A 20,953-nucleotide genomic window follows, 5' to 3' on the forward strand; every position below is an offset into this window, starting at 1 on the left:
TTGAATGCACCGGTGGAAATGGTGAGCATGGCTCATGTATGAGTGGCAACCATGCGCTCAAAATTCATCATTGATGCGTCGGCCAGGTCTCGAGTCCGGGATGCACGTGTTTTGACAGGGGTGGCCCATGGTGGGATGGCAGCGATTCACTCGATACATTCGGTTTCTCGATCTGCGCTGGTCAGTCAGCCGCAGCGTACAAGTACGGGTAATCGAAAGGCCGGGGCTGTGGATGCGGGAGGAGGAAATCGAAGCGCTACTGGTGCAACTGCGTGGCATCACCCGACACGGCATAGGCCATGACCTCGACTATGGTGTTGTGTCAGGCGATCCCGTGCGTCTGCAGCAAGCGGTGATCACCGTGCTCTACGACGCCAAAAACGGGGAAGCGGTGGCATTCAACGCCCTGTCGTTCATGGACATCGAAGTGCGTGGTGTGCCCACGCGCGCACTCCACCTCGGGCTGGTGGTGGTCGACCCAAAGTTCCGTACCCAGGGATTGTCATGGGTGCTTTATGGGCTGACCTGCATCCTGATCTTCTTCCGTCGTGGCTTGCGACCACTGTGGATCAGCAACGTCACCCAGGTGCCAGCCATTATCGGCAAGGTCGCAGAAGCGTTCCCCACGGCCTGGCCCAATCCTTTCTCGCAGGTTCGGCGCAGTTTCGATCACCTGAGCGTGGCACGCGAGATCATGCGTCGACACCGGGGTGTTTTTGGTGTGGGCGCCGAAGCCAGTTTCGACGAGGCGCAATTCGTCATCGCCAATGCCTATACCGGTGGTTCCGACAACTTGAAAAAAACCTTCGACCAGGCACAAAAGCATCGCGACGACCGCGCCAACGAAGTCTGCCGCGAGCACTTGGACTACGCTCGCGGCGACGACTTCCTCCAGGTCGCGCGTTTCGATCTCACCGCAGCCCGCCGATATCTGCTGCGTGACGTACCACGAAATTCATTGCTGGGGCTTTCGTGGCAGTTGGCATTCCTGCTGCTGGGTTGGGTGTTGCTGCCGCTGGTTCATTGGCTCAATCCACGCGAAGCGATGGGTGAGCTGCGCGCACGGAGCGCTGCATGAGTCTGGATTCGGCTTTCGACTACGCGGAGTTCGTCGACCGCAATCTTGGATTCGTCAACGCCAGTGAGCAGCAAAAGTTGCGGGAAGGCCGCGTGCTGGTGATCGGCGTTGGCGGCATGGGCGGGGCAGCGGTACAGGCATTGGCGAGGTTGGGCCTGGGCGCACTGACTCTGGCCGATATTGATACCTTTGAGCTATCCAATCTCAACCGCCAGGTATTCGCAAACATCGACACCATAGGCAGCGACAAGGCGCAGGCCACGGCGTCGGCGCTGCAGCGGATCAATCCGCAACTCCACCTGCAGGTGCTCGGGCGCGAATGGCCGCAGCAACTCGACGAATTGCTCGATCGACATCGCATCGTCATCAATGGCATGGACGACATTGCGATGGGCATCCACCTGTATCGCCGCGCCGCCGTGCACGGTGCCACTGTGATCGACGCGTACACTTCGCCGTTGCCATCGGTTATCGCGGTATCGCCACAGGACCTGCGACCCGAACAGCGCCTGGGCTACCCATCGCTAGGCGTCAAACCTGCGCAATTCACACCGGAGTTGCTGCAGGCCTGCTTCGGTCGCGAGCTGGAGTACGTGATGGTGCATTCCAGTTCCGCGAACCACATCGATTTTGAACTCGGGCGCGAACTGATCGCGGGGACGCGCAAACGCATGTCGTTCGCGCCCATGGTAATCACTACCGGCAACATGATGGCATTCGAAGTCGTCAAGTGTCTGCTCGGTCGTACGCCGATGGCAGACGCGCGAGGATACTTTTTTAATCCGTGGACGATGCAGGTGGAGCGACCGCGCCCGAAGCCGGTGGCTGCGCTGCGGCGCTTCATGGTGCGCCGCTTCATGGCGAGGCTGATGCGTGGATAGCGCAATCAGTGTCGACGCCGCGCTGTCCTTGATCGCCGCCGCGGCCTGCGTACCGTATCTGCGATTTCTATGGAAGTCGGAAGCACCAGCCGGCGGACGCGCGGCAATATTTCTGGTCGCCATGTTGGGCGCGTTGATGGTCTTGCGCGGCATCGACTGGATGAACGATGGCGTCCGGCTCAATCGCCTCACTTTTGCCGCGGCAACGCTCTTGCCGCTCGCGATCACCCTGTTCTGCGAAAGGATACTGCGTCGGCACCATCCACTGTGGGTCAAGCTGTTTACGCTGACGGTGACCTTGGCTTTCTTCGTCCTCAATCTACTTGTTCCACTGGCGCACCAACCATTGTGGCCGGTGGCATTCGCGCTTGTGCTCGCCGCAGTGGTGAGCTGCAACGGCGTCTTGTTGCTACGTGGTCACGATGCGCTTGGTGTCGAGGAGCGTCGCCTGGTCAGCGCGCTGGTTCTGGTCGCGCTACTGGCCACCCCATTGCTGGTCAGCGACTTCCGCACACTGATCGGCTACCCGCCAGTCCGTCTGGGAAGCTTGGCGGCGATGCTGTTCATCCATGTGATGCTCGCGACCGAGGCGCGTTTGAGCATCGTCCGGGAACTGATCACACGTGTACTCGTATGGGTGGCACTGGGACTGGTTCTCGCGGGACTGTTCGCGTGGGTGCTGGGGTTCGCTGGAGAAGCCCTGTGGCATCGGACTCTGAGTGCCTGGCCGGTAGCGATTGCGCTACTGATGTTCGGCGCCATCGTGGCCAGCAGCCGCGCATTGTCGGTGTCGAGCGCGGAAAATCACTTCCTGCGCTGGCTGCAAGCGACTCCGCTCGACGATGCCGAAACCTTGCTCGCCGGATTGCGTAACTATCCGCAAACGCAGAGCCATCTGCGCCTGCAGGAGTCGGACCTTGATGATTACGACGCGTCTGTCTTGTGGCGGCTTGCCGATTCGCCCGTTTCGCTTTCCCAGGCGCGCGTCTCTGCCGGGTGTAAAGATCCGCTGTTGTCCGAAGCAGGCGAACAGTGGCTCGATCTCCTCGAGCGGCACCGCATGAACTACGCGTTGCCGATACGCGCGTATCCCCCGTTACTGGTGCTCCTGCAAATGCCTTCCTCGTCGAGCGAAAGTGTGTCGCATCTGCGTGCAGGCATCATCCAGCGTCTCGCCCAGCGCCTGGCCATTGGCCCATAAACAGGTTCATCAACATGGATGTACACATCGTCGAAGGGGATTTCGCTGCATTCTTCGCTGCTCCCTTTGCGGTGTACGGGCGCGATGCCTACCTTGCCTCGCCGCTGGAATCGGATCTTCGTGCCGCCTTCGCGCCGGAGCGGAATCCGCTCCTGCAGCAGGGGCGCGCGCGCCTGACCTGGTTTACAGCGCACCGCGGTGATCGAGTCGTTGGCCGCATCACTGCACATATCCACGAGGTTTCCAACCGTTTGCATGGTTTACGCCGCAGCTACTTCGGGATGCTCGATTGCGTCGACGATCAGGCTGTGGCCGCCGCACTGCTTGAGGCGTGCGGTGATTGGGGACGTTCGCGCGGTTGCAACGAGCTGATAGGCAACTTCAATCTCACGATCACCCAGATGGTCGGCACCCTCACCGGCGGCCATGAGCACCGGCCCTACACATACCAGGATTGGTCGCCTCCGTACCTGCCAGGCCTGCTGGAAGCTTGCGGTTTTGAGCGTACGTACCCGATGCGGACCTTTGAAATCGACACGGATGCCGTCGACGAGGAGGTGCTGCTGGGGTCTCGCCAGCGCATGCTGCTCGCCGATCCGGACTGGAGCTTCCGGCCTATTCCCAAGCGTGGACTGGAGGCAAGCTTGCGGGCGGCCTGCGGCGTTCTCAACGACGGTTTTGCCGACAACCCCATGTTCGTGCCGTTGACTGAGGAGGAGTTCATCTTTCCAAGCAAAGGGTTGGGGCTTGTGATGGACGAGCGCTTGTCCTGCATGGCGCGCCATCGCGGCGTGCCGGTCGGCGCGATACTCTGCATTCCCGATCTCAATCCCTTGCTGCACGCAATGCACTACCGGCTCGGCTGGAGTGCGCCGTGGCACTACTTGCGTCATCGCCGGCCACGCCGCGCAGCGCTGCTGTTCTACTCGGTACGGCGCTCCCACCACAATCTGGGCGTAAACGGCGTGATGTTGCAACGTGTGCTCACTGCGATGTGCGATGGGGGATACGAGCGGCTCGGCATCAGCTGGGTCTCCGACGACAACTTGGCCAGCCTCCGGCAGATGGAGAAGCTCGATGCGCGGCCCTTGCACCGCCTGCATCTGTTCAGCAAGTCGCTGGCATGAGAGGCGTCGCATCTGGCTTGATTAGGCACTGGGTCGCGCAAGCCGCACGTGCGCCCAGTCCACACAACTGCCAACCGGCGCGCTGGCGCCTGCGGGAGGAGCAGCTTGAACTGTGGGAAGACACGGCGCGCTGGTTGGCCGTGGGAGACCGCAGCGGCCGCGACAACACTCTCGTTCTGGGAATGGCTTGGGAAGGCTTGCAACTGGCGGCATCACGCGATGGCTACCTGCTCGATGCGCCCATACTCGACGAAGCGAGCTATCCGCCTGCGCCAGGGCCACGTCGTCGGGCGAGGGCCAGACTGCACCGGGGTGGCATTGTCGATCCTTTGGCGGCAATGCAATCAGATCGCCATACTTGCCGGAAACCATTCCGGCCAGCAACACAGCCCGAACGCGAACGGTTTCTGGCCTGCCTGGCTGAACATCACGCGATTGCGCAGCCAGTCGATGCCGCACACATCGCCGGCGTGGCCATCGCCCAACAAGGAGCGAGCATCGCGCTGCTGCGTGATCGTGCCATGGGGGCGGAACTGTACGGCTGGCTGCGTCTGTCCGCAGGACATCCGCAAGCACACCGCGATGGACTCGATGCGGCCTGTCTGGAGTTGAACGCGTTCGAAGCCTGGGGTGCGAACTGCCTGATGCGGCCCGCCTTGGCGTCATTCCTGGCTGCGTCGGGACTTGGCGGCCTGCTGGTGGAGGAACGCGAAAAAGTACTTTCAGCAACCGCCATCGTGGTGCTTGCAGCCGATGCTGAAATCGACGATTTCCATGCCGGTCGGCTGTGGTATCGCTTCTGGCTCCGGCTCACTGCGGCGGGCTTTGCTGCGGTCCCGATGTCGGCCCTGGTGGATACCAACGCGGGACGCGCCGCACTGGAGAGGCTGCACCGTTTGCGGGTCGGGCAGCGTTACCTCAACGTCATGCGCATCGGTCCCTCGCCGTCAGCGTCGCTGCCACGCAGTGCACGCCTGCCGGTGGATGAACTCATCATCGCGGCGGATGATGCTGAGCAGGATTACTCCGCGCTTACAGGCGCTTGAGGTATTCGATCAGGGCCATTTGTTGCTCAGCATCCAGCCCCAGCACCTCCGTCTCGTGTCCACGACGGTCCCGTCCCGGCAGAGCGGTGTCGTACCACTGCGCATCCGCCCACGGTACATAGTCGGGGGGATAGTGCCGGCCGCCGATCCCGTCGACACCGTCGATGCCGACTTTGTGCAGATCGAGACGATGGCCGCCAACCATGAAGCGTTGCGGCCGCTGGGCAGGATTGAACAGATGCCATAACGTAGGCACGGATCCATTGTGCAGGTAGGGCGCAGTAGCCCACACGCCGGTCAGGATCGGCGCGACATACCCGTCTGTCGCTTCGGCATCAAGGTAGCGGTTGAGCGTAGACGCACGGATACGCTTCAGCAGTGCTTCATCGACCGCGCGCGAACGGTCAGGATCAGTGCCGATTTCAGCAAGGGTCACTAACCGGTTTGGAAACTCCTGCAGCCGCGGCCTGCCATCGACTTCCACGTACCGACCGTGGCAGCTGGCGCATCGCTCGGCATACAGCGCGGCGCCGCGCGCAGCGAGAGGCATATCGAGTGCGCCTGGAAAGAGTGGCGTCGCTGCGTGCCGATCAAGGAACTGCAGCGTCTCGGCAATTCGTGGCATTCCCTCAGGTGCCTGCCGATGCGGGACCCCCATGGTCGTCACGGTGAAGAAGCCGACGATCGTCGACTGCCGTTCAGCGGTTTCGATGACACCCGCACGCTCATGGCCGACGAAACGTTGACCGCCTTTTGTCGCATACAGGCCATCGACCAACAGCGAGCTTCGAAGTACACGATCACCCAGGCCCGGAATGCTCACGGTGGCGGAATCCCCCGCGTCATGCACCGGCATGCCCAATCGCAGCTTCAGCGCATCGATCCCGTTGCTGCGTCCTGGCCCACCGTTGCGAAACGGTAGCGCGGCACCCTCCCGCTCGAGTTCAACCATGCGCCGGTTTAGAAGTGGCCATACAAAACGACGCAGGGTGGTGATTTCGCGGTCACTGGTTTGCGGAAACAGTGTGCGCAAAGCAGTGAGCACCACTTCAGGTTGTTTGCGATATGCGCGCAGGCCGCTGAACACCGCGTCGGCATAGCCATCGATATCGAGTGAGGTATTGGGCGTGCCGAGCCAAGCTTCGAAGGTGGGTGCACCTTGTGCATCATAAAGAGTGCCAGCGTGGCAACTTGCGCAACCAATTGTGGCCACTTCGAGTTCGATGGGAGGCACTCGACGTTCGATTGCGCCCACGACCAAGCCCATTGGCCACGCGAATTCCGGTGGCTGTTTCAATGGCCAGTTACGTACTGCAACAGGCTTGAACAAGCCGTAGCGTTGGAGCTGCGCCCGCAATGCATCCTGGCTCGGCGTTTCGCCTGGATGTTCGTTGAGAAGCAGAACCGTCGCAGCCAGTTTCCACGGCACCGCACTGGCTTCCAGAGTTTCGGTGCTGAGGCCATTGAAATCGCCGAACAGGAAACGGGCTGCACCGATCTCCTCCGTACCCAGCTCCGGCACGCTTTCGTATTTTCCGATCTCATGCCCACGCCCACCGAAGTCAAACAGGTCGCAGCCGCCAGCAGCGAACAAGGCCGCAATGACTAGGGAGAAAATGACGAGGCGAGAACGGTGGGGTGAGCTCATGGCAACTCCGTAATGGTGCGATGCGCAAGCTACCACAGGCGTGTTTTAGCCTCGAACAAGGGTGATTGATACGTGCGCGTGGTCGTTGGCGGGCGCGGGGAATCGCGGGTTCTCTGCAGGTGGTTCACTGCGGGGCAATGCGAACCACGAGCTTGCCGAAATTGCGGCCTTCCAGCAGGCCGATAAACGCCTGCGGCGCGTTTTCCAGCCCATCGACGATGTCCTCGCGGAACTTGATCTTCCCTTGCTTGACCAACCCGCTCATTTCCTTGAGGAACTCGCCGTAGCGGTCGCCGTAGTCGTCGAAGATGATGAAGCCCTGCATCCTGATGCGCTTGGTCAGCAACGTGCGGGTCAGCAGGCCCAGGCGATCCGGGCCGGGCGGTAGTTCGGTGTCGTTGTAATGCGCGATCAGTCCGCACACCGGGATCCGGGCCTTGGTATTCAACAGCGGCAACACCGCATCGAATACTGCGCCGCCGACGTTCTCGAAATAGATATCGATGCCGTCCGCGCAAGCCGATGCCAGCTGCTGCGGAAAGTCCGTCGCGCGATGGTCGATGCAGGCATCGAAGCCCAACTCGTCGACCACGTAGCGGCACTTCTCCGCGCCACCGGCGATGCCCACCACGCGGCAGCCCTTGAGTTTGGCTATCTGGCCGACCGCCGAGCCGACCGCGCCGCTGGCAGCGGCCACCACCACGGTCTCGCCGGCCTTGGGTTGGCCAATGTCGAGCAGGCCCATGTAGGCGGTGAAGCCGGGCATGCCCAGCACGCCCAAAGCAAGCGAAGGATGCGCCATGTCGGCATCAAGCCGGTTGAGGTCGCTGCCGTCGGACAACGCGTAATCCTGCCAACCGCCCTGGGCCAGCACCAGGTCTCCGACCCGGTAATCGGGGTGAAGCGAGGCTTCCACCCGCGCCACGGTGCCGGCACCCATCACCTCGCCGATGCCCACCGGCGCGCTGTACGACGGGGCGTCGCTCATGCGGCCACGCATGTAGGGATCCAGCGACAGATATACGTTGCGCAACACCAGTTGGCCCTCGGCAGGCGTCGGCACGGGAGTTTCCAGCGTCTTGAAGTTGTCGACGGTCGGGGCGCCGGCCGGACGCGAGGCCAGTGTGATCTGGCGATTGACGGTTTTGGAGTTGGACATGGTGCTTACCTCGGGGGGGGGGCGAGACTGGGACTGAAAAGGAGGCCGGAGTAGATTCTCCTGCATCGGCTCAGAGCAAACCATGAAGAAACGATGGGTGATAGTTCCGCCGGTGGCACTCGTGCCCGTTCGATGACTCACGGATAATGCGGCACCCAGGAACGGCACGCCCCCATGTCTGATCGCTCCACCCCCGCCACAACGGCATCGCCGGCTTCGTCGGCCCTCGAGCCGCGCGTGCTGATCCCGCTAGCCCTGTTCACGCTATACGTGGTCTGGGGTTCCACCTACCTCGGCATCCACTTTGCGCTGGAAAGCTATCCGCCGTTCCTGCTGGCGGGTTTGCGATTCCTGGGTGCCGGCGCAGCGTTCTACGCGTTCCTGCGCTGGCGCGGACACGCCACGCCAACCCGCCTGCAATGGCGCAATGCGGCGATCACCGGTCTGCTGTTGCTCGGGTTTGGCAACGGCCTGGTGTGCTTCGCCCAAGAGCGGGTGAGCTCGGGCATCGCGGCGGTTGCTGTATCCAGCATGCCGCTGTTCGCGGCGGCGTTCTCCGGCATGTACGGGCAATGGCCGACCCGCCGGGAAACCATTGGCCTGCTGGTCGGCTTCGCCGGCGTGATCGTGCTCAACATGGGCAGCGGTCTGTCCGGTGCGCGCCTGGGAGCGATTGCCTTGCTGACCGCGGCGGCGTGCTGGGCGTTCGGCTCGGTCTGGAGTCGCCGCCAGGACATGCCCGTCGGACCGATGAACACCGCAGCGCAGATGCTGTGCGCCAGCGTCGCCCTGCTTGGCGTGGGTTTTGCCAGTGGCGAAACGCTGCCGGCCGCGCCGACCCTTCGCGCGACGTTGGCACTGGTTTACCTGGGGGTATTCGGCTCGATCATTGCCTTCAGCGCCTACCTGTATGTGCTCAAACACGCACGACCGGCGGTCGCCACCAGCTATGCCTATGTCAACCCGCCGGTGGCGGTGCTGTTCGGCGTGTTGCTTGCCGGCGAACACGTCGGCCGGTATGACCTCGTCGGGATGGCGATCATCCTGGCCGGTGTGGTCATCATTACCCTGTCGAAGACAGCGAGAAGATGACACGCTCGATGAGGCCGTGGCCAAGGGGAGGCGCTCCGCACTTGGAGTCACGGTGCTTGACGCTCGGGTTCGACGAAGGGGACCGGCTCCACCCGGGTCCCCTCACGGTTCTGGAAAAGCTTGTCCATCCCGGCCCGATCGTCGTTGCTCGACACTTCCAGGGCGAAGCGTTCGGCATCGCGTGCACGGATGTCATCGGATACGGTCTGGGCCGCGAGCACGTTCACTCCAAGCAACTCGAGCGCACGGCGCCCAAACAGCATCGCCGACTCGAAACCCTCCCGGACTTGCACGTCGACTCCGGCGTGGACCAGCCGCGGGCGTGCGCCCGGTCGTAGGCACGGACCATCAGGATTGTGTTCGGAAATGCCGAGCGCACCAGTTCGGTGATGCGCGTGGCGGCCTTCGGGTCGTCGATGCAGACCAGAACGGCACGTGCCTTTTCGGCGCCGGAAGCCTGTAGCACGTCCAAGCGCGATCCGTCGCCGTAGTAGACCTTGAAGCCGAAGCGCTCGGCATTGCGGATCCTGTCCGCGTCGTTGTCGATGATGCTCACGTCCATGCCGCCGGCCAGCAACGACTGGCTGGCGACCTGGCCGAAGCGCCCGAACCCGATGACCAGCACGCTGGCGCGCAGACTCTTCGCCGGGTCGATGCCATCGAGCGAAGCCCCCCCGCGACGAAGCAGAGGTCGAACGACAATCAGCATCATCGGGGTGAGCACCATCGACAGAACGACGATCGCGGTCAGGTTGGCGTTGACGCTCGCATCGATCAGTCCGACCCCGGCGGCCGCCGCATAAAGCACGAAGGCAAACTCACCGCCCTGGGCCATCAGCACCGAGCGGTCGAGCGCTTCATGATGCGAACTTTGCAGCAACCGTGCCACAAGGTAGATGCACACACCCTTGGCCAGCATCATTGCCGGTACCGCAACTGCGATCAGAACCCAGTTGGCTGTCACCACCGTCAGGTCCAGCGACATGCCCACCGCCAGGAAGAACAGCCCCAGCAGCAGGCCACGAAACGGCTCGATGTCGGCTTCGAGCTGGTGCCGAAACGTCGACTCCGACAACAGCACGCCCGCCAGGAACGCACCCATTGCCATCGACAGCCCGCCCAGTTCCATCAGTAGGGCAGAGCCCAGCACGACCAGCAGCGCCGCGGCGGTCATCACCTCGCGCGCCTTTGAGGCCGCGAGGATCCGAAACAAAGGATTGAGCAGCCATAGCCCGGCCACAATCAGCGCCAGGATGGCACCGAGCCCCCAAAGCACCTCCATCCACCGGGCTCCCGCTGAAGCTTCGGGCGCGGCGGGCGCCATGAACGCCACCAGTGCCAGAAGCGGCACGATCAGCATGTCCTCGAACAGCAGCACCGAAACCATCTTCTGGCCAGCAGGGGTGGCCAGGTCGCCGCGCTCGCCCAGCACTTGGAAGACGATGGCGGTCGAGGTCAGCACGAAGCCGGCCCCACTGATGAAAGCGACTGCCGGGGGGAACCCCAACGCCATGCCTACGCCAGACAGCGCGGCAACGGCCGCGCCGATCTGCAGGGTACCCAATCCGAAAATCTGTCCCCGCAGCTGCCACAGGTGGCTCGGACGCATCTCCAGCCCGATGACGAACAGGAACATCACCACCCCCAGTTCGGCGATGTGGAGGATGGCGCCCGGATCGGAGAACAGCGCCAGCCCGAAGGGGCCAATGGCGAGGCCGGCTGCCAGATATCCCAGCACCGACCCCAGGCCGATTCGACGAAACAGTGGTACGGCGATCACTGCTGCGGCGAGCAGCGAGACCAGGCGGATCAGGTCACCCGCGCTGTGGCCGGTTTCGATGGTCGCGATATCCATTGTTCAGACGTGCACCTTGCGAGGTACCCGCGGGATGCCGACATCGCATTCGAGCGCCTGCCGGTCCCATCCGGCCAGGTCCGCGGCGGCCTTGTAGGTTGATTGCAGGAAGCGCATCAGGTCGCCCTCGGGATCAGCGCTGGTTCGCACTGCCTCGTAGGGCAGCACGAACTCGCCAAGCTTCTTGTCGAAGCGCGCCGCCGCCGGTTCGACGGAATGGTCGGCAAAGCCGTCGGGCGCTGGATAGGCGTAGGAATAGAACATCGCCTCGTCCACACCGCCACCGCCTGGCCAGAACCCGGCGGAAGACACCTCATGGCTATAGGCCTCCCGCGTAACGTCATCGGGAAGCGCCGGAACCTTGCCCGGATGAAGGGGCGCCTTGCGGCCTGAGAACCGGGTGACGGCCAGATCGAAAGATCCCCAGAACAAATGCACAGGCGAAACCTTGCCAAGGAAGCCGGTGCGAAACCGCGTGAAGACCCGCTCAATCTGCAACGAGGCCTTGTGGAACCGACGGACCGCCTCCCGGTCGTATGGCCGGAGCGCGGTGTCCTGAGCAAACGGCTTCGCATCCGGGATCTCGTTGGGAGCGCCATGGATGTCCATCCGCCCACCAAGCCGCTCCACCATGCGGGACGTGCGCTCCAGGAACTCGCTCACGCTCATCGCCTCCAGCGGGAAGCTCTCGCGCGCATCGCGCGTTTCACCCACAAGCACGTGCTCGTGGAAGTCGAAGGTCAGCGTGACGCCTCCTTCGCCGTCGGGAACGGCACCCGTCGTAAGACCGCGCGGCGTGACGTAGAGCGTGGCGTGCCAGGAGTGATTCACCCACGGCGTGTGCGCGAACCGGTACTTGCCGACGATCTGGGTCCACAGATGCAGGGCGGTACAGGTTTCAGCCCAGACGTCGTAGGGTAGGGAAGGCCAGTCGTTCCTGTTGCCGGTATCGTCAGTCATCCGATCGGCTCCATCGATTGGCGCGCGAGTGCCAGCTTCACGCCTTCATCGGCTTCCATTCGTGCACGGTGCGCCTTCAACGCCGGGTAAGTGTCGATCGCCAGCGGTGTCTTCTCGATCCAGCGGGTCAACACATACAGGAAAGTGTCGGCAAAGGAACGTTGCCCCAGATACCATTCGCCGCCGTTTTCACCGAGTGTGTCATCCATCCTCTGGTAATGACCTGCGAGCTTCTCATAGGTCTTGAGCTTGACTTCCTTCTGCGCTGCTGCGCTCTGGGCGAACTTCCTGGTATTGAAGTGACCGCCATAGGCTGCATGCACTTCCGAGGTCATGAAGGCCAAGGCTTCGGCTTCCTTGCGGGCGAGTCGCGTGTCACGGGCATAGCCTTCGCTTTCGTAGGTGGCGCCGAGCCACGCCAGGATTGCCGCCGCTTCGGTCAGTACGTCGCTGTCATCGAACCGCACGGCCGGAACCTGACCCTTTGGGTTGATGGCGAGATAGTCGTCCTTCTTCTGATCGCCGTAGGCGATGTTGTGAACCTCGATCGGCGCGTCGAGCCAAGCCACGGCGATGTTCGGCGACAGCGAACAGGTTTCGGGCATCGTATAGAGTGTCGGCATGGGTTATCTCCTCAAGCGAGTGAGCAGTCGGCGGCCCTGAGTGGGCCGAACCGAAGTGTGTAACTTCTCATCCGGCTGCTGTGCGCGGTAGCACTGTTTCGCGTCAAGCTGTGTTGCACACGCAGGAACACTGGAACAGACAATGATGTGCAAGACTTTATCCTGATAAGCAGCCTGCTCCGGAGGAATCCCATCATGACCAAAGCATCCGATCTCTTCATCCAGTGTCTGGAGGAAGAGGGGGTGGAGTACATTTTTGGGGTTCCCGGCGAGGAGAACCTGGACATGCTCGACAGCCTCAGCCGCTCGACCAGTATCCAGTTCATCCTTACCCGGCACGAACAGGGCGCAGGCTTCATGGCCGCGACCTATGGCCGGCATACCGGCAAGGCGGGGGTATGCATGGCGACCCTGGGGCCGGGCGCGACCAATCTGGTCACCCCCGCTGCCTATGCGCAGCTTGGCGGCATGCCGATCCTGATGGTCACCGGGCAAAAGCCGATCAAGAAGTCGAAGCAAGGCCGCTTCCAGATCCTCGATGTGGTCGGCATGATGAAGCCGCTGACCAAGTTCACCCATCAACTCGCCAGCGCCGACAACATCCCCAGCCGGGTGCGCGAGGCTTTCCGGCTCGCCGAAGAAGAGAAGCCAGGCGCGACGCATATCGAGTTTCCCGAGGATGTCGCCAACGAGAAGACCGAATCCCTGCCGCTCAAACGCAGCCACACGCGGCGCCCCACGGCCGATGTGAAGTCGATCCGCGCTGCGGTGCTTGCGCTTGAAAACGCCAAGTCGCCGATCCTGGTGATCGGCGCAGGCGCCAACCGCACCATGACCAGCCGGATGCTGCTCCAGTTCGTCGAGAAGACCGGCATCCCGTTCCTTACCACTCAGCTCGGCAAGGGCGTGATCGACGAACGTCACCCCAGGTTTGTCGGCTGCGCGGCTCTGTCAGCGGGCGATTTTGTCCACCGCGCGGTCGAGTCCGCCGACCTGATCGTCAATATTGGTCATGACGTGATCGAGAAGCCGCCGTTCTTCATGCATGCGGGCGGCGCGCAGGTGATCCATGTCTCGTCGAAGACCGCCGAGGTCGACCCGGTCTATTTCCCGCAGATCGAGGTTATCGGCGACATCGCCAACGCGATTTGGCAGATCAAGCAGGACATCGTTCCCAATGGGGGCTGGAAGTTCGACGCGATGCTGGCGGCGCGCAAGCGCCAGGTCGCGCACACCGCGTCGATCTCGGGCGATGCACGCTTCCCCATCTTCCCGCCCTTTCTGGTCGAACAGGTCCGCGCGGCGATGCCCGAAGACGGCATCATCTGCCTCGACAACGGGGTGTACAAGATCTGGTTCGCGCGCGACTATCCGGCTTACCGCCCCAATACGGCGCTGCTCGACAATGCGCTCGCCACGATGGGCGCGGGCCTGCCCTCGGCCATGGCCTCGGCGATGGTCTATCCCGATCGCAAGGTGATGGCGATCTGCGGCGATGGCGGCTTCATGATGAACAGCCAGGAGATGGAGACGGCCGTTCGCTTGAAGCTCAACCTCACCGTGCTGATCCTCAACGACAACAGCTACGGCATGATCCGCTGGAAGCAGGCGGACATGGGCTTCAAGGACTGGGGGCTGACCTATGGCAACCCCGATTTCGTCAAGTACGCGGAAAGCTATGGCGCGTTCGGCCATCGCGCCGAAAGCGCCGAGCATCTCAAGCAGTTGCTCGCGCAAACCTGCAACACGCCTGGCGTCCATCTGATCGAGTGCCCGGTCGACTATTCGGAGAACGACCAGATCCTCCACAACGACATCAAAAAGCTGTCGAACGAATTGTAATCGCTGTCCCGTTCCCCGGATTTTGCCGGAAGCGGGATGCAGCCCAGGAGTTTCGAATGACCAGGCTCAAGTCCGTCTATCCGCTCTATCTCAACAACGTCGCGCAGCAGCCGAACACCGATCTCGCAGTGACCGACAAGTTCACCGGCGAGGTCGCGTTCCGCGTCGCGCGGGCCGATGTCGCGACGATCGATACGGCGATCGCGGGTGCGGTCGAGGCGGCAGAGCCGATGGCGCGGATGGCGAGCTACGAGCGCCAGGCGGTGCTCACCCATTGCGTCACCCGCTTCACCGAGCGGTTCGACGAGCTCGCCTACGCGCTGTGCGTCGAGGCGGGCAAGCCGATCAAGGACAGCGAGGGCGAGGTCGCCCGACTGATCGACACCTTCCGCATCGCCGCCGAGGAGTCGGTGCGGATGAACGGCGAGGTCCAGACGCTCGACATCTCGGCGCGCGCCAAGGGCTATCAGGGCATGTGGAAGCGCGTGCCCATCGGGCCGTGTTCCTTCATCTCGCCGTTCAACTTTCCGCTCAACCTGGCCGCGCACAAGATCGCCCCGGCGCTCGCGGTGGGCTGTCCGTTCGTGATGAAGCCGGCGAGCCGGACCCCCTTGGGCGCGATCATCATCGGCGAAGTGCTTGCCGAGACCGACCTGCCCAAAGGCGCATTCTCGATCCTGCCCACCAGCCGCGACGGTGCCGACCTGTTCACCACCGACGACCGGCTCAAGCTGCTCTCGTTCACCGGATCGCCCGATGTCGGCTGGGACCTCAAGACGCGCAGCGGCAAGAAAAAGGTGGTGCTGGAACTCGGCGGCAATGCCGCGGTGATCGTCGATGCCGATGCCGATCTCGACGATGCGCTCGAACGCGTCATCTTCGGCGCCTTCTACCAGTCCGGGCAGAGCTGTATCGGGGTGCAGCGCATCATCATTCACGCCGATGTCTACGACCGCTTCCGCGACATGCTGGTCGCCAGGACGAAGACGCTGGTGGCGGGAGACCCCAAGCTGCGCGACACGTTCATCGGCCCGATGATCGATGTCAAGGAAGCGACACGGCTCGAGACCTGGATCAACGAGGCGGTCGCCGCCGGCGGCACTCTGCTCTGCGGCGGCAGCCGCGACGACGCGATGCTCGACGCCACCCTGCTCGAAGCCGTGCCTGCTGACACCAAGATTGTCATCGAAGAGGCATTCGGCCCGGTCGCGGTGCTGTCAAGCTTCACCGATTTCACTGCCGCACTCGCCGAGGTCAACGCCTCCAAATTCGGATTGCAGGCGGGCGTCTTCACCCGCGACCTGTTCAAGATGTTCGACGCCTGGGATCATCTCGATGTCGGCGGCATAGTGATCAACGACGTGCCCAGCTATCGCGTCGACAACATGCCCTATGGCGGGGTCAAGGATTCGGGCCTGGGCCGCGAAGGTGTGCGTTTCGCGATGGAAGACATGACCGAAATCCGCAACCTGGTGATTCGCCGACCGTAAGGAAGCACACGGTGCTGTGTCACGCGTCGAGCGGCTCCCCGTAGCTTTGCAAGCCGGCGGCGCGCGACGTTCTTCCGACATAGCCCAACTCTCGGTGTGCAGCGGCATCGTTGATGGTGAACTCGCGCCCGATCATGCGCATCATCGAGCGCGAGACAGGCGGGTCGCCATGTTTCCGCGTGACGAGCCAGACCGCATCCAGCAATCGGCCCATGGCGGATGCTAGCCAGTAGGGCATCGAGCGCAGCTTGTCGATGGACAAACCCTGCAAGCTCGCGAGCGCCGCGACGAACTCGCGGAAGGTCTGGCCTTCCTGGTCCTTGATGAAGTAGGCGCGGGCGCCTTCTCCGCGTTCAAGAGCGCACTGTATGGCTTCGACAACATTGTCCACATGGCAGGTCGAAAAAGCGTAGTCCCCGCGGTCGATGAAGGCGAACTGGCCGGATTTGACTGCTTCGGGAAGCGCCCGACTGAACGGGTCACCCGGCCCCCAGATCGCTGGTGGGCGAAGCGCGATCGTGCGAAAGCCGGGCTTGTTGGCCGACAACACCAGCGGCTCAGCCCGCGCCTTGCTCGCCAGGTAGGCGGAGAAGTGGTTCGGGAATGTGGGCGCGCTTTCATCGGCGTTGCGGACAGGTGTGCCGGCATCGTCCATGACGATACCCGCCGCGCTGATATAGACGAAGGTCTTTGCTCCGGCATTCTCGGCGGCCTTGAGGAGCGCGACAGAGCCGTCGACGTTGGTGCGAAAGAAGGGCGCGCGTGGCCCCGAAAAGCGAAACAGGGCGGCGGCATGCACGACGGCGTCGATCGCCGGCAACGACAGAGGTGCGCTACTTTCCAGATCGGCATCGACCGGCGATGCCCTTAGTGCCTTCAGTTTGTCGTGAGACGATGCGGACCGCGTGAGGGCGAATATCTGGTGGCCGTCCTCCACGAGTTTCGGGATCAGGCGGCCGCCGAGCAGGCCGGTGCCTCCCGTGACAAGAATTTTCATTGGGAAAGACCTTTTGATTCCGAGTTCAGAAGGGTGCGTATGGCGTTCTCGCGGATCTGCCCAAGAACGGCGGATGAAGGCGGCGGCGCTTTGCGGAGTTGAGTCGTTACGTGGAGCAGGGACGCGGCGTTGGCAGACGCCCACATCACATCGGCAGCGGCCTCGACGGTAAGCGCGAGCCGTCCGCTGGAGGCTATGGCCGAGACCTGCTCGATCAGGAGCGTGAAGGCCTGCTCGGCTGCGGGGATGGTGGCACCGTCGAGAACACGGCTTAACATCGCCGTGTAGACCCGCGGGCGCGCCGCCGCAAAGCGCACGTAATCGTCCCAACCCTCGCGTAGCGCCAGCACCGGGTCGGCGGATTGGACCGCCGACCTTTTGCTTTCGAGGAATTGTGCGAACGCCTTCGCGATCGCGGCGCTCAGAAGGCCGTCGGCGCTGCCGTAATGATGGTAAAGCGTGGGCGCGGTGACGTTCGCGATCGCACAGACGCTGCGCGTCGAGAACTGTGCCTCGCCTTCTTCCTCGAGAAGCTTGAGGGCAGCAACGAGTAGGGCGGTGCGTGTATCCATGCAGGCAATATAGCACCGCTATATTTGAATGTCTATAGCGATGCTATACTGGTGTCGATAGGCCACCGGATGCTGGCGGACACGGTGAGCCGTTACTCCGACAGCCTGCCAAGGCCTCGCTTCAGGGCGTGACGCTACGCCCCAGGAACTCCCGCATCGCCGCCGCAATTTCAGCTCCATGGGTTTCGATGGCGAAGTGGCCGGTATCGAGAAATTGCACTTCTGCATTCACGTTGTCGCGCTTGAACGCTTCAGCGCCGGCAGGTAGGAAGAACGGATCACTGTCGCCCCAGATCACCAGCGTCGGCGGTTGGTGGCGCCGGAAGTACTCGTGCAGTTGCGGGTACTGCTCGATATTTTTGCGATAGTCCAGTAGCAGATCCATCTGCACCTCGACGCCGATACGCTCGATTGCCGCGGACGCGAGCTGCCAAGTCTCGGGGGCGATCAACGAGGTGTCCTTGACGCCCTCGACGTACTGCCACTTGACCACCTCTGGTGAGCTGAACCGGCGTAGCGCCTCGCGATTTTCTGCGGTGGGCTCGGCCCATGCCTTGCGCATGTCAGCCCAGCCGGGGCTCAACCCTTCCTCGTAGGCATTGCCGTTCTGGCTCACGATTGCAGTGATCTTTTCGGGGTGCTTCACAGCCAGACGCCAGCCGACCGGAGCGCCGAAATCGAACACGTACACGGCGTAGCGATCCAGTCCCTTCGCCTCGGTGAACGCATCGATGACCGATGTCAGGTTGTCGAAGGTGTAGTCGAATTCCACCCCTGGCATGACCGTTGTCTGGCCGAAACCGGGGAGGTCAGGGGCCACCACGTGATAGTCCCGCGCCAGTTCGGGAATGAGCTCGCGGAACATGTACGAAGACGCGCCGAATCCATGCAGCAGAAGGATGGTTGGCGCCTCCACCGGACCGGCCTCCCGGTAGAACACGCTGACGTCCTCGACGGTTGTGGTGCGGTGGTGCACATGGATCGGTGCGTCCCGCGCGTGGGCAACAGGCGCAGCGAGCGTTGCGAGGCCAAGTAACAGATTGGAGATGTTCATGAGGATCCTGAGTAGTCACGGGGGTCGTAACCGGACTAAACGGTTAACACCGGTTACGAGTTGCATCATCTCCCCTTTCGGCGTAACCTGTCAACAGCTTGTTTACTGGTTACGACATGACAGACCTCAAAGCCCCATCCCAAGGCAACTCCGTTGAAGCGCCGATGGTGGGCGAACATCTAGCGCTGGACGTACTCAATACCCAGGCCCGCACCCCCAGCGGCGAAGCGATCGAGTACTGGCACAGCGGCGGCGACGTGCTTCGATGGCTGGAACAGCAAGGTGTTATTTCGACACTCGCTGGCGCCGCCGTGGACCATGGCGCCTTGCTTTCACAGGCGAAGGCGCTACGGGCACTGGCGCGTCTACTGATCGTCCAGCGCAAGGAGGGCGGGGGGACAGCAGATCCCAACGGCCTGAATGAGTACCTGCACGCCTACCGCAGCGCACCACACCTTGAGCGCGATGGCGAAGGAAACCTGATCCTGGCCCGCATTGCGTGCAGCGACACCACGGCATCCCGGCTCGGTCCCGTAGCCGAAGCGGTGGCAGAGCTTCTCGTCGAAGGCGATTTTTCGCTCGTGAAACAGTGCGAGCATCCCGAATGCATCCTGTGGTTCTACGACCGCACGCGGGCGCACAGGCGCCGCTGGTGCAGCATGGCGCTGTGCGGCAATCGTCAGAAGGCATCCCGCTTCAGGAAGAGGGTCGCTGAATCACCTTCTATCGAAGGAGTCCAATCATGATGACCCGAGACGTCGTAGTCCGTCGGCTCCAACTCGTCCGCGCTCAGGCCCCTGGCCGTGAACTTGGCTTCAAGTTCGGTGCATGGAGGCGTGATACTTGGTCTGCGTAGTCACGCGGGCCTGCCAACTACGAACGCACGGAGTTCGACCATCTTGCCATTCCGAAAACGCCAGACGTCGCTGTAGAAAGATGAGTCAGTTTTTCCATCAGAGTCCCTGGTCTCGATCTGCCCGATGGCAACAACTAGATCACCCTCTGCAACAAGGTCCGTGACGGAGAATCGAGGGGGATCGACATACTCGATCTTCATCCACTCGCGGACCGACTCCTTTCCTTGAAGGGCGTCCCCACCGATCGTCACCCAGTGGATATCGTCGTCGCAGAAGGAAAGAAAACCTTCGATATCTCCTGCGGAAATGGCTTCGTTGGCTGTCTTCAATACGATCTTGTTATCGAACACGGGCATTCTCACGGATTGCGTTGATGTACGAACCAACTGCTGTCTGGCGGCAGAAGCGTGAAGACATCCTGCCGGCGGGCGGCCTGCGCGGGCGCCTACGCATTGCGGCACCGCTTTAAACGCTGGGGCAGGCCTCGGGTTCCAGGCCAGAAACGGCGGCGGGCTCTCGCCGCGCAGCCGGTCGTTGGGGACAAATGTCTTGGCGAATATCAGGACCGATCAGGCGATTGCGCCACCGTCGGCGGTCAGGATGGCGCCCGTGATCACGCTCGCCGCGGGACTTGCAAGAAAGACTACGGCGTTCGCGATTTCGCGCGGCTCGCCATAGCGCCCCAACGACGTCAGGCTTCGCTGGAGATCGGCAGCCGCGCCGTCAGCCGGATTTGATTCCGTATTGGTCGCCCCGGGCTGCACGAGATTCACGGTGATGCCACTGGGACCGAGTTCGCGCGAAAGGCCGCGGGTGAAGGAGGTAAGTGCCGCCTTGGACATCGCATAAAGTGTGATGCCCGGGAAGGGGACCCGCTCACCCAGGGCCGAACCGATGGTGACGATGCGTCCCCCTTCGGAGAGGTGCGGGATTACTGCCTTCGCAAACAGCACTGGCGCTCGTACGTTGACATCCATCACGGCCTGATATTCGCTCACATCAAGGTCGGCGATCATTCCGTTGTGGCCGATGGCCGCGCTGTTGACGAGAATATCGAGCCCGCCGAGCGCTGAGACGGCTTCGCTCACGGCGCGAGTGATGGCGTCCGGATCGGCGCTATCGGCCTGGATGGGGATTGCGCGCCGCCCGGTGCCCTCGATGGACTTGGCCAGCGCTTCAGCTCTTTCGGCCGAGCTCTGGTAGGTGAAGGCGACGTCGGCGCCGTTCTCTGCGAGCCCCAGCGCGATCGCGGCACCGATGCCCCGTGACCCACCGGTTACCAATGCACGCTTCCCATTCAAATCGATCATAGGTTCGTCCTTTTCAACATGGTTGGTTCAAGGACCCACGTGAGTTGTTCTCGCTGTGGGAAGGTTGATGGGTGAACCTTCTCATCCAGCTGCTGTGCGCGGTAGCCCTGTCTCTCGTCAGGCTGTGTTGCACGAATGGGAACGCTGGAACGAACAACGAC

Annotated in this window: 18 protein-coding genes and 1 pseudogene; 9 read left to right on the forward strand and 10 right to left on the reverse strand. The window is 62.5% G+C overall.

Annotated elements, in window-relative coordinates; all coding sequences use genetic code 11:
- Window positions 1–232: 232 nt before the first annotated feature.
- The 5 genes from ACW7G6_RS03185 to ACW7G6_RS03205 are packed head-to-tail and all read left to right on the forward strand — an operon-like array spanning window position 233 to window position 5,333.
- Complete coding sequence (locus ACW7G6_RS03185; protein ID WP_456979422.1) at window positions 233–1,078, forward strand: hypothetical protein; 846 nt, start codon at window positions 233–235, stop codon at window positions 1,076–1,078.
- Window positions 1,075–1,959 (forward strand): ThiF family adenylyltransferase, encoded by an 885-nt coding sequence (locus tag ACW7G6_RS03190; RefSeq protein WP_456979423.1) that lies wholly within the window; start codon window positions 1,075–1,077, stop codon window positions 1,957–1,959. The genes ACW7G6_RS03185 and ACW7G6_RS03190 overlap by 4 nt, the downstream gene beginning before the upstream one ends.
- The gene (locus tag ACW7G6_RS03195; protein ID WP_456979424.1) at window positions 1,952–3,160 is read left to right on the forward strand and encodes a hypothetical protein; all 1,209 of its coding nucleotides are present in this window, start codon (window positions 1,952–1,954) and stop codon (window positions 3,158–3,160) included. The genes ACW7G6_RS03190 and ACW7G6_RS03195 overlap by 8 nt, the downstream gene beginning before the upstream one ends.
- A 14-nt stretch (window positions 3,161–3,174) precedes the next feature.
- Window positions 3,175–4,287, forward strand: coding sequence for a GNAT family N-acetyltransferase (locus ACW7G6_RS03200; RefSeq protein ID WP_456979425.1), 1,113 nt, complete (start codon window positions 3,175–3,177; stop codon window positions 4,285–4,287).
- A 17-nt stretch (window positions 4,288–4,304) separates the two neighbouring features.
- Window positions 4,305–5,333, forward strand: coding sequence for a hypothetical protein (locus ACW7G6_RS03205; protein WP_456979426.1), 1,029 nt, complete (start codon window positions 4,305–4,307; stop codon window positions 5,331–5,333).
- On the opposite strand, the gene ACW7G6_RS03210 is transcribed toward ACW7G6_RS03205, so the two are convergent.
- On the reverse strand, window positions 5,320–6,981 hold the full coding sequence (locus ACW7G6_RS03210; RefSeq protein ID WP_456979427.1) for a c-type cytochrome: 1,662 nt from the start codon (window positions 6,979–6,981) through the stop codon (window positions 5,320–5,322). The genes ACW7G6_RS03205 and ACW7G6_RS03210 overlap by 14 nt on opposite strands.
- A 124-nt stretch (window positions 6,982–7,105) precedes the next feature.
- Window positions 7,106–8,140 carry an NADP-dependent oxidoreductase gene (locus tag ACW7G6_RS03215; RefSeq protein ID WP_456979428.1) on the reverse strand — a complete coding sequence of 345 codons (1,035 nt, stop codon included), beginning with the start codon at window positions 8,138–8,140 and terminating at the stop codon, window positions 7,106–7,108.
- A 174-nt stretch (window positions 8,141–8,314) separates the two neighbouring features.
- Here ACW7G6_RS03215 and yedA point away from each other — a divergent pair, with 174 nt between their 5' ends.
- Window positions 8,315–9,232 (forward strand): drug/metabolite exporter YedA, encoded by a 918-nt coding sequence (gene yedA, locus ACW7G6_RS03220; protein ID WP_456979429.1) that lies wholly within the window; start codon window positions 8,315–8,317, stop codon window positions 9,230–9,232.
- Window positions 9,233–9,279: 47 nt separating this feature from the next.
- On the opposite strand, the pseudogene ACW7G6_RS03225 reads toward yedA, so the two are convergent.
- From ACW7G6_RS03225 to ACW7G6_RS03235, 3 genes and pseudogenes are all read right to left on the reverse strand, one after another.
- Window positions 9,280–11,087 (reverse strand): annotated as a pseudogene (locus tag ACW7G6_RS03225) (monovalent cation:proton antiporter-2 (CPA2) family protein).
- 3 nt (window positions 11,088–11,090) lie between these two features.
- Complete coding sequence (locus tag ACW7G6_RS03230; protein WP_456979431.1) at window positions 11,091–12,047, reverse strand: DUF5996 family protein; 957 nt, start codon at window positions 12,045–12,047, stop codon at window positions 11,091–11,093.
- A complete protein-coding gene (locus ACW7G6_RS03235) occupies window positions 12,044–12,670 on the reverse strand; it encodes a glutathione S-transferase family protein (RefSeq protein WP_456979432.1) in 627 nt (208 codons plus the stop codon). Before ACW7G6_RS03235 ends, ACW7G6_RS03230 begins: the two co-directional genes overlap by 4 nt.
- 195 nt (window positions 12,671–12,865) lie before the next feature.
- Here ACW7G6_RS03235 and ACW7G6_RS03240 point away from each other — a divergent pair, with 195 nt between their 5' ends.
- Both ACW7G6_RS03240 and ACW7G6_RS03245 read left to right on the forward strand, forming a co-directional pair.
- Window positions 12,866–14,512: an acetolactate synthase large subunit gene (locus ACW7G6_RS03240; protein WP_456979433.1), complete on the forward strand. Its 1,647-nt coding sequence runs from the start codon at window positions 12,866–12,868 to the stop codon at window positions 14,510–14,512.
- 56 nt (window positions 14,513–14,568) lie between these two features.
- Window positions 14,569–16,002, forward strand: coding sequence for an aldehyde dehydrogenase family protein (locus tag ACW7G6_RS03245; RefSeq protein WP_456979434.1), 1,434 nt, complete (start codon window positions 14,569–14,571; stop codon window positions 16,000–16,002).
- Window positions 16,003–16,021: 19 nt separating this feature from the next.
- Here ACW7G6_RS03245 and ACW7G6_RS03250 read toward each other — a convergent pair whose 3' ends face one another.
- The 3 genes from ACW7G6_RS03250 to ACW7G6_RS03260 all read right to left on the reverse strand — a co-directional run bounded on the left by ACW7G6_RS03250 (window position 16,022) and on the right by ACW7G6_RS03260 (window position 18,625).
- Window positions 16,022–16,999, reverse strand: a complete 978-nt coding sequence (locus ACW7G6_RS03250; RefSeq protein ID WP_456979435.1) for an NAD-dependent epimerase/dehydratase family protein — start codon at window positions 16,997–16,999, stop codon at window positions 16,022–16,024.
- Window positions 16,996–17,571, reverse strand: a complete 576-nt coding sequence (locus ACW7G6_RS03255; RefSeq protein WP_456979436.1) for a TetR/AcrR family transcriptional regulator — start codon at window positions 17,569–17,571, stop codon at window positions 16,996–16,998. Before ACW7G6_RS03255 ends, ACW7G6_RS03250 begins: the two co-directional genes overlap by 4 nt.
- A 121-nt stretch (window positions 17,572–17,692) precedes the next feature.
- Complete coding sequence (locus tag ACW7G6_RS03260; RefSeq protein WP_456997527.1) at window positions 17,693–18,625, reverse strand: alpha/beta fold hydrolase; 933 nt, start codon at window positions 18,623–18,625, stop codon at window positions 17,693–17,695.
- Window positions 18,626–18,741: 116 nt separating this feature from the next.
- Between ACW7G6_RS03260 and ACW7G6_RS03265 the strand changes: the two genes are divergently transcribed.
- Complete coding sequence (locus ACW7G6_RS03265) at window positions 18,742–19,371, forward strand: CGNR zinc finger domain-containing protein (protein WP_456979438.1); 630 nt, start codon at window positions 18,742–18,744, stop codon at window positions 19,369–19,371.
- 110 nt (window positions 19,372–19,481) lie between these two features.
- Here ACW7G6_RS03265 and ACW7G6_RS03270 read toward each other — a convergent pair whose 3' ends face one another.
- Together ACW7G6_RS03270 and ACW7G6_RS03275 are read right to left on the reverse strand one after the other, a co-directional pair.
- On the reverse strand, window positions 19,482–19,832 hold the full coding sequence (locus tag ACW7G6_RS03270; protein ID WP_456979439.1) for a nuclear transport factor 2 family protein: 351 nt from the start codon (window positions 19,830–19,832) through the stop codon (window positions 19,482–19,484).
- Window positions 19,833–20,051: 219 nt separating this feature from the next.
- Window positions 20,052–20,792: an SDR family NAD(P)-dependent oxidoreductase gene (locus ACW7G6_RS03275; protein ID WP_456979440.1), complete on the reverse strand. Its 741-nt coding sequence runs from the start codon at window positions 20,790–20,792 to the stop codon at window positions 20,052–20,054.
- Window positions 20,793–20,953 lie beyond the last annotated feature (161 nt).

It is taken from the genome of Lysobacter sp. A421 (genome assembly GCF_054052145.1).

What these genes read in the sequence shown, in the direction of transcription:
- ACW7G6_RS03240 (WP_456979433.1), top strand. Translation starts at nt 12,866, where the DNA reads ATGACCAAAGCATCCGATCTCTTCATCCAGTGTCTGGAGGAAGAGGGG.
- ACW7G6_RS03210 (WP_456979427.1), bottom strand. Translation starts at nt 6,981, where the DNA reads ATGAGCTCACCCCACCGTTCTCGCCTCGTCATTTTCTCCCTAGTCATT.
- ACW7G6_RS03275 (WP_456979440.1), bottom strand. Translation starts at nt 20,792, where the DNA reads ATGATCGATTTGAATGGGAAGCGTGCATTGGTAACCGGTGGGTCACGG.
- ACW7G6_RS03215 (WP_456979428.1), bottom strand. Translation starts at nt 8,140, where the DNA reads ATGTCCAACTCCAAAACCGTCAATCGCCAGATCACACTGGCCTCGCGT.
- ACW7G6_RS03265 (WP_456979438.1), top strand. Translation starts at nt 18,742, where the DNA reads ATGACAGACCTCAAAGCCCCATCCCAAGGCAACTCCGTTGAAGCGCCG.
- ACW7G6_RS03245 (WP_456979434.1), top strand. Translation starts at nt 14,569, where the DNA reads ATGACCAGGCTCAAGTCCGTCTATCCGCTCTATCTCAACAACGTCGCG.
- ACW7G6_RS03250 (WP_456979435.1), bottom strand. Translation starts at nt 16,999, where the DNA reads ATGAAAATTCTTGTCACGGGAGGCACCGGCCTGCTCGGCGGCCGCCTG.
- ACW7G6_RS03235 (WP_456979432.1), bottom strand. Translation starts at nt 12,670, where the DNA reads ATGCCGACACTCTATACGATGCCCGAAACCTGTTCGCTGTCGCCGAAC.
- ACW7G6_RS03230 (WP_456979431.1), bottom strand. Translation starts at nt 12,047, where the DNA reads ATGACTGACGATACCGGCAACAGGAACGACTGGCCTTCCCTACCCTAC.
- ACW7G6_RS03200 (WP_456979425.1), top strand. Translation starts at nt 3,175, where the DNA reads ATGGATGTACACATCGTCGAAGGGGATTTCGCTGCATTCTTCGCTGCT.
- ACW7G6_RS03185 (WP_456979422.1), top strand. Translation starts at nt 233, where the DNA reads ATGCGGGAGGAGGAAATCGAAGCGCTACTGGTGCAACTGCGTGGCATC.
- yedA (WP_456979429.1), top strand. Translation starts at nt 8,315, where the DNA reads ATGTCTGATCGCTCCACCCCCGCCACAACGGCATCGCCGGCTTCGTCG.
- ACW7G6_RS03260 (WP_456997527.1), bottom strand. Translation starts at nt 18,625, where the DNA reads ATGAACATCTCCAATCTGTTACTTGGCCTCGCAACGCTCGCTGCGCCT.
- ACW7G6_RS03255 (WP_456979436.1), bottom strand. Translation starts at nt 17,571, where the DNA reads ATGGATACACGCACCGCCCTACTCGTTGCTGCCCTCAAGCTTCTCGAG.
- ACW7G6_RS03190 (WP_456979423.1), top strand. Translation starts at nt 1,075, where the DNA reads ATGAGTCTGGATTCGGCTTTCGACTACGCGGAGTTCGTCGACCGCAAT.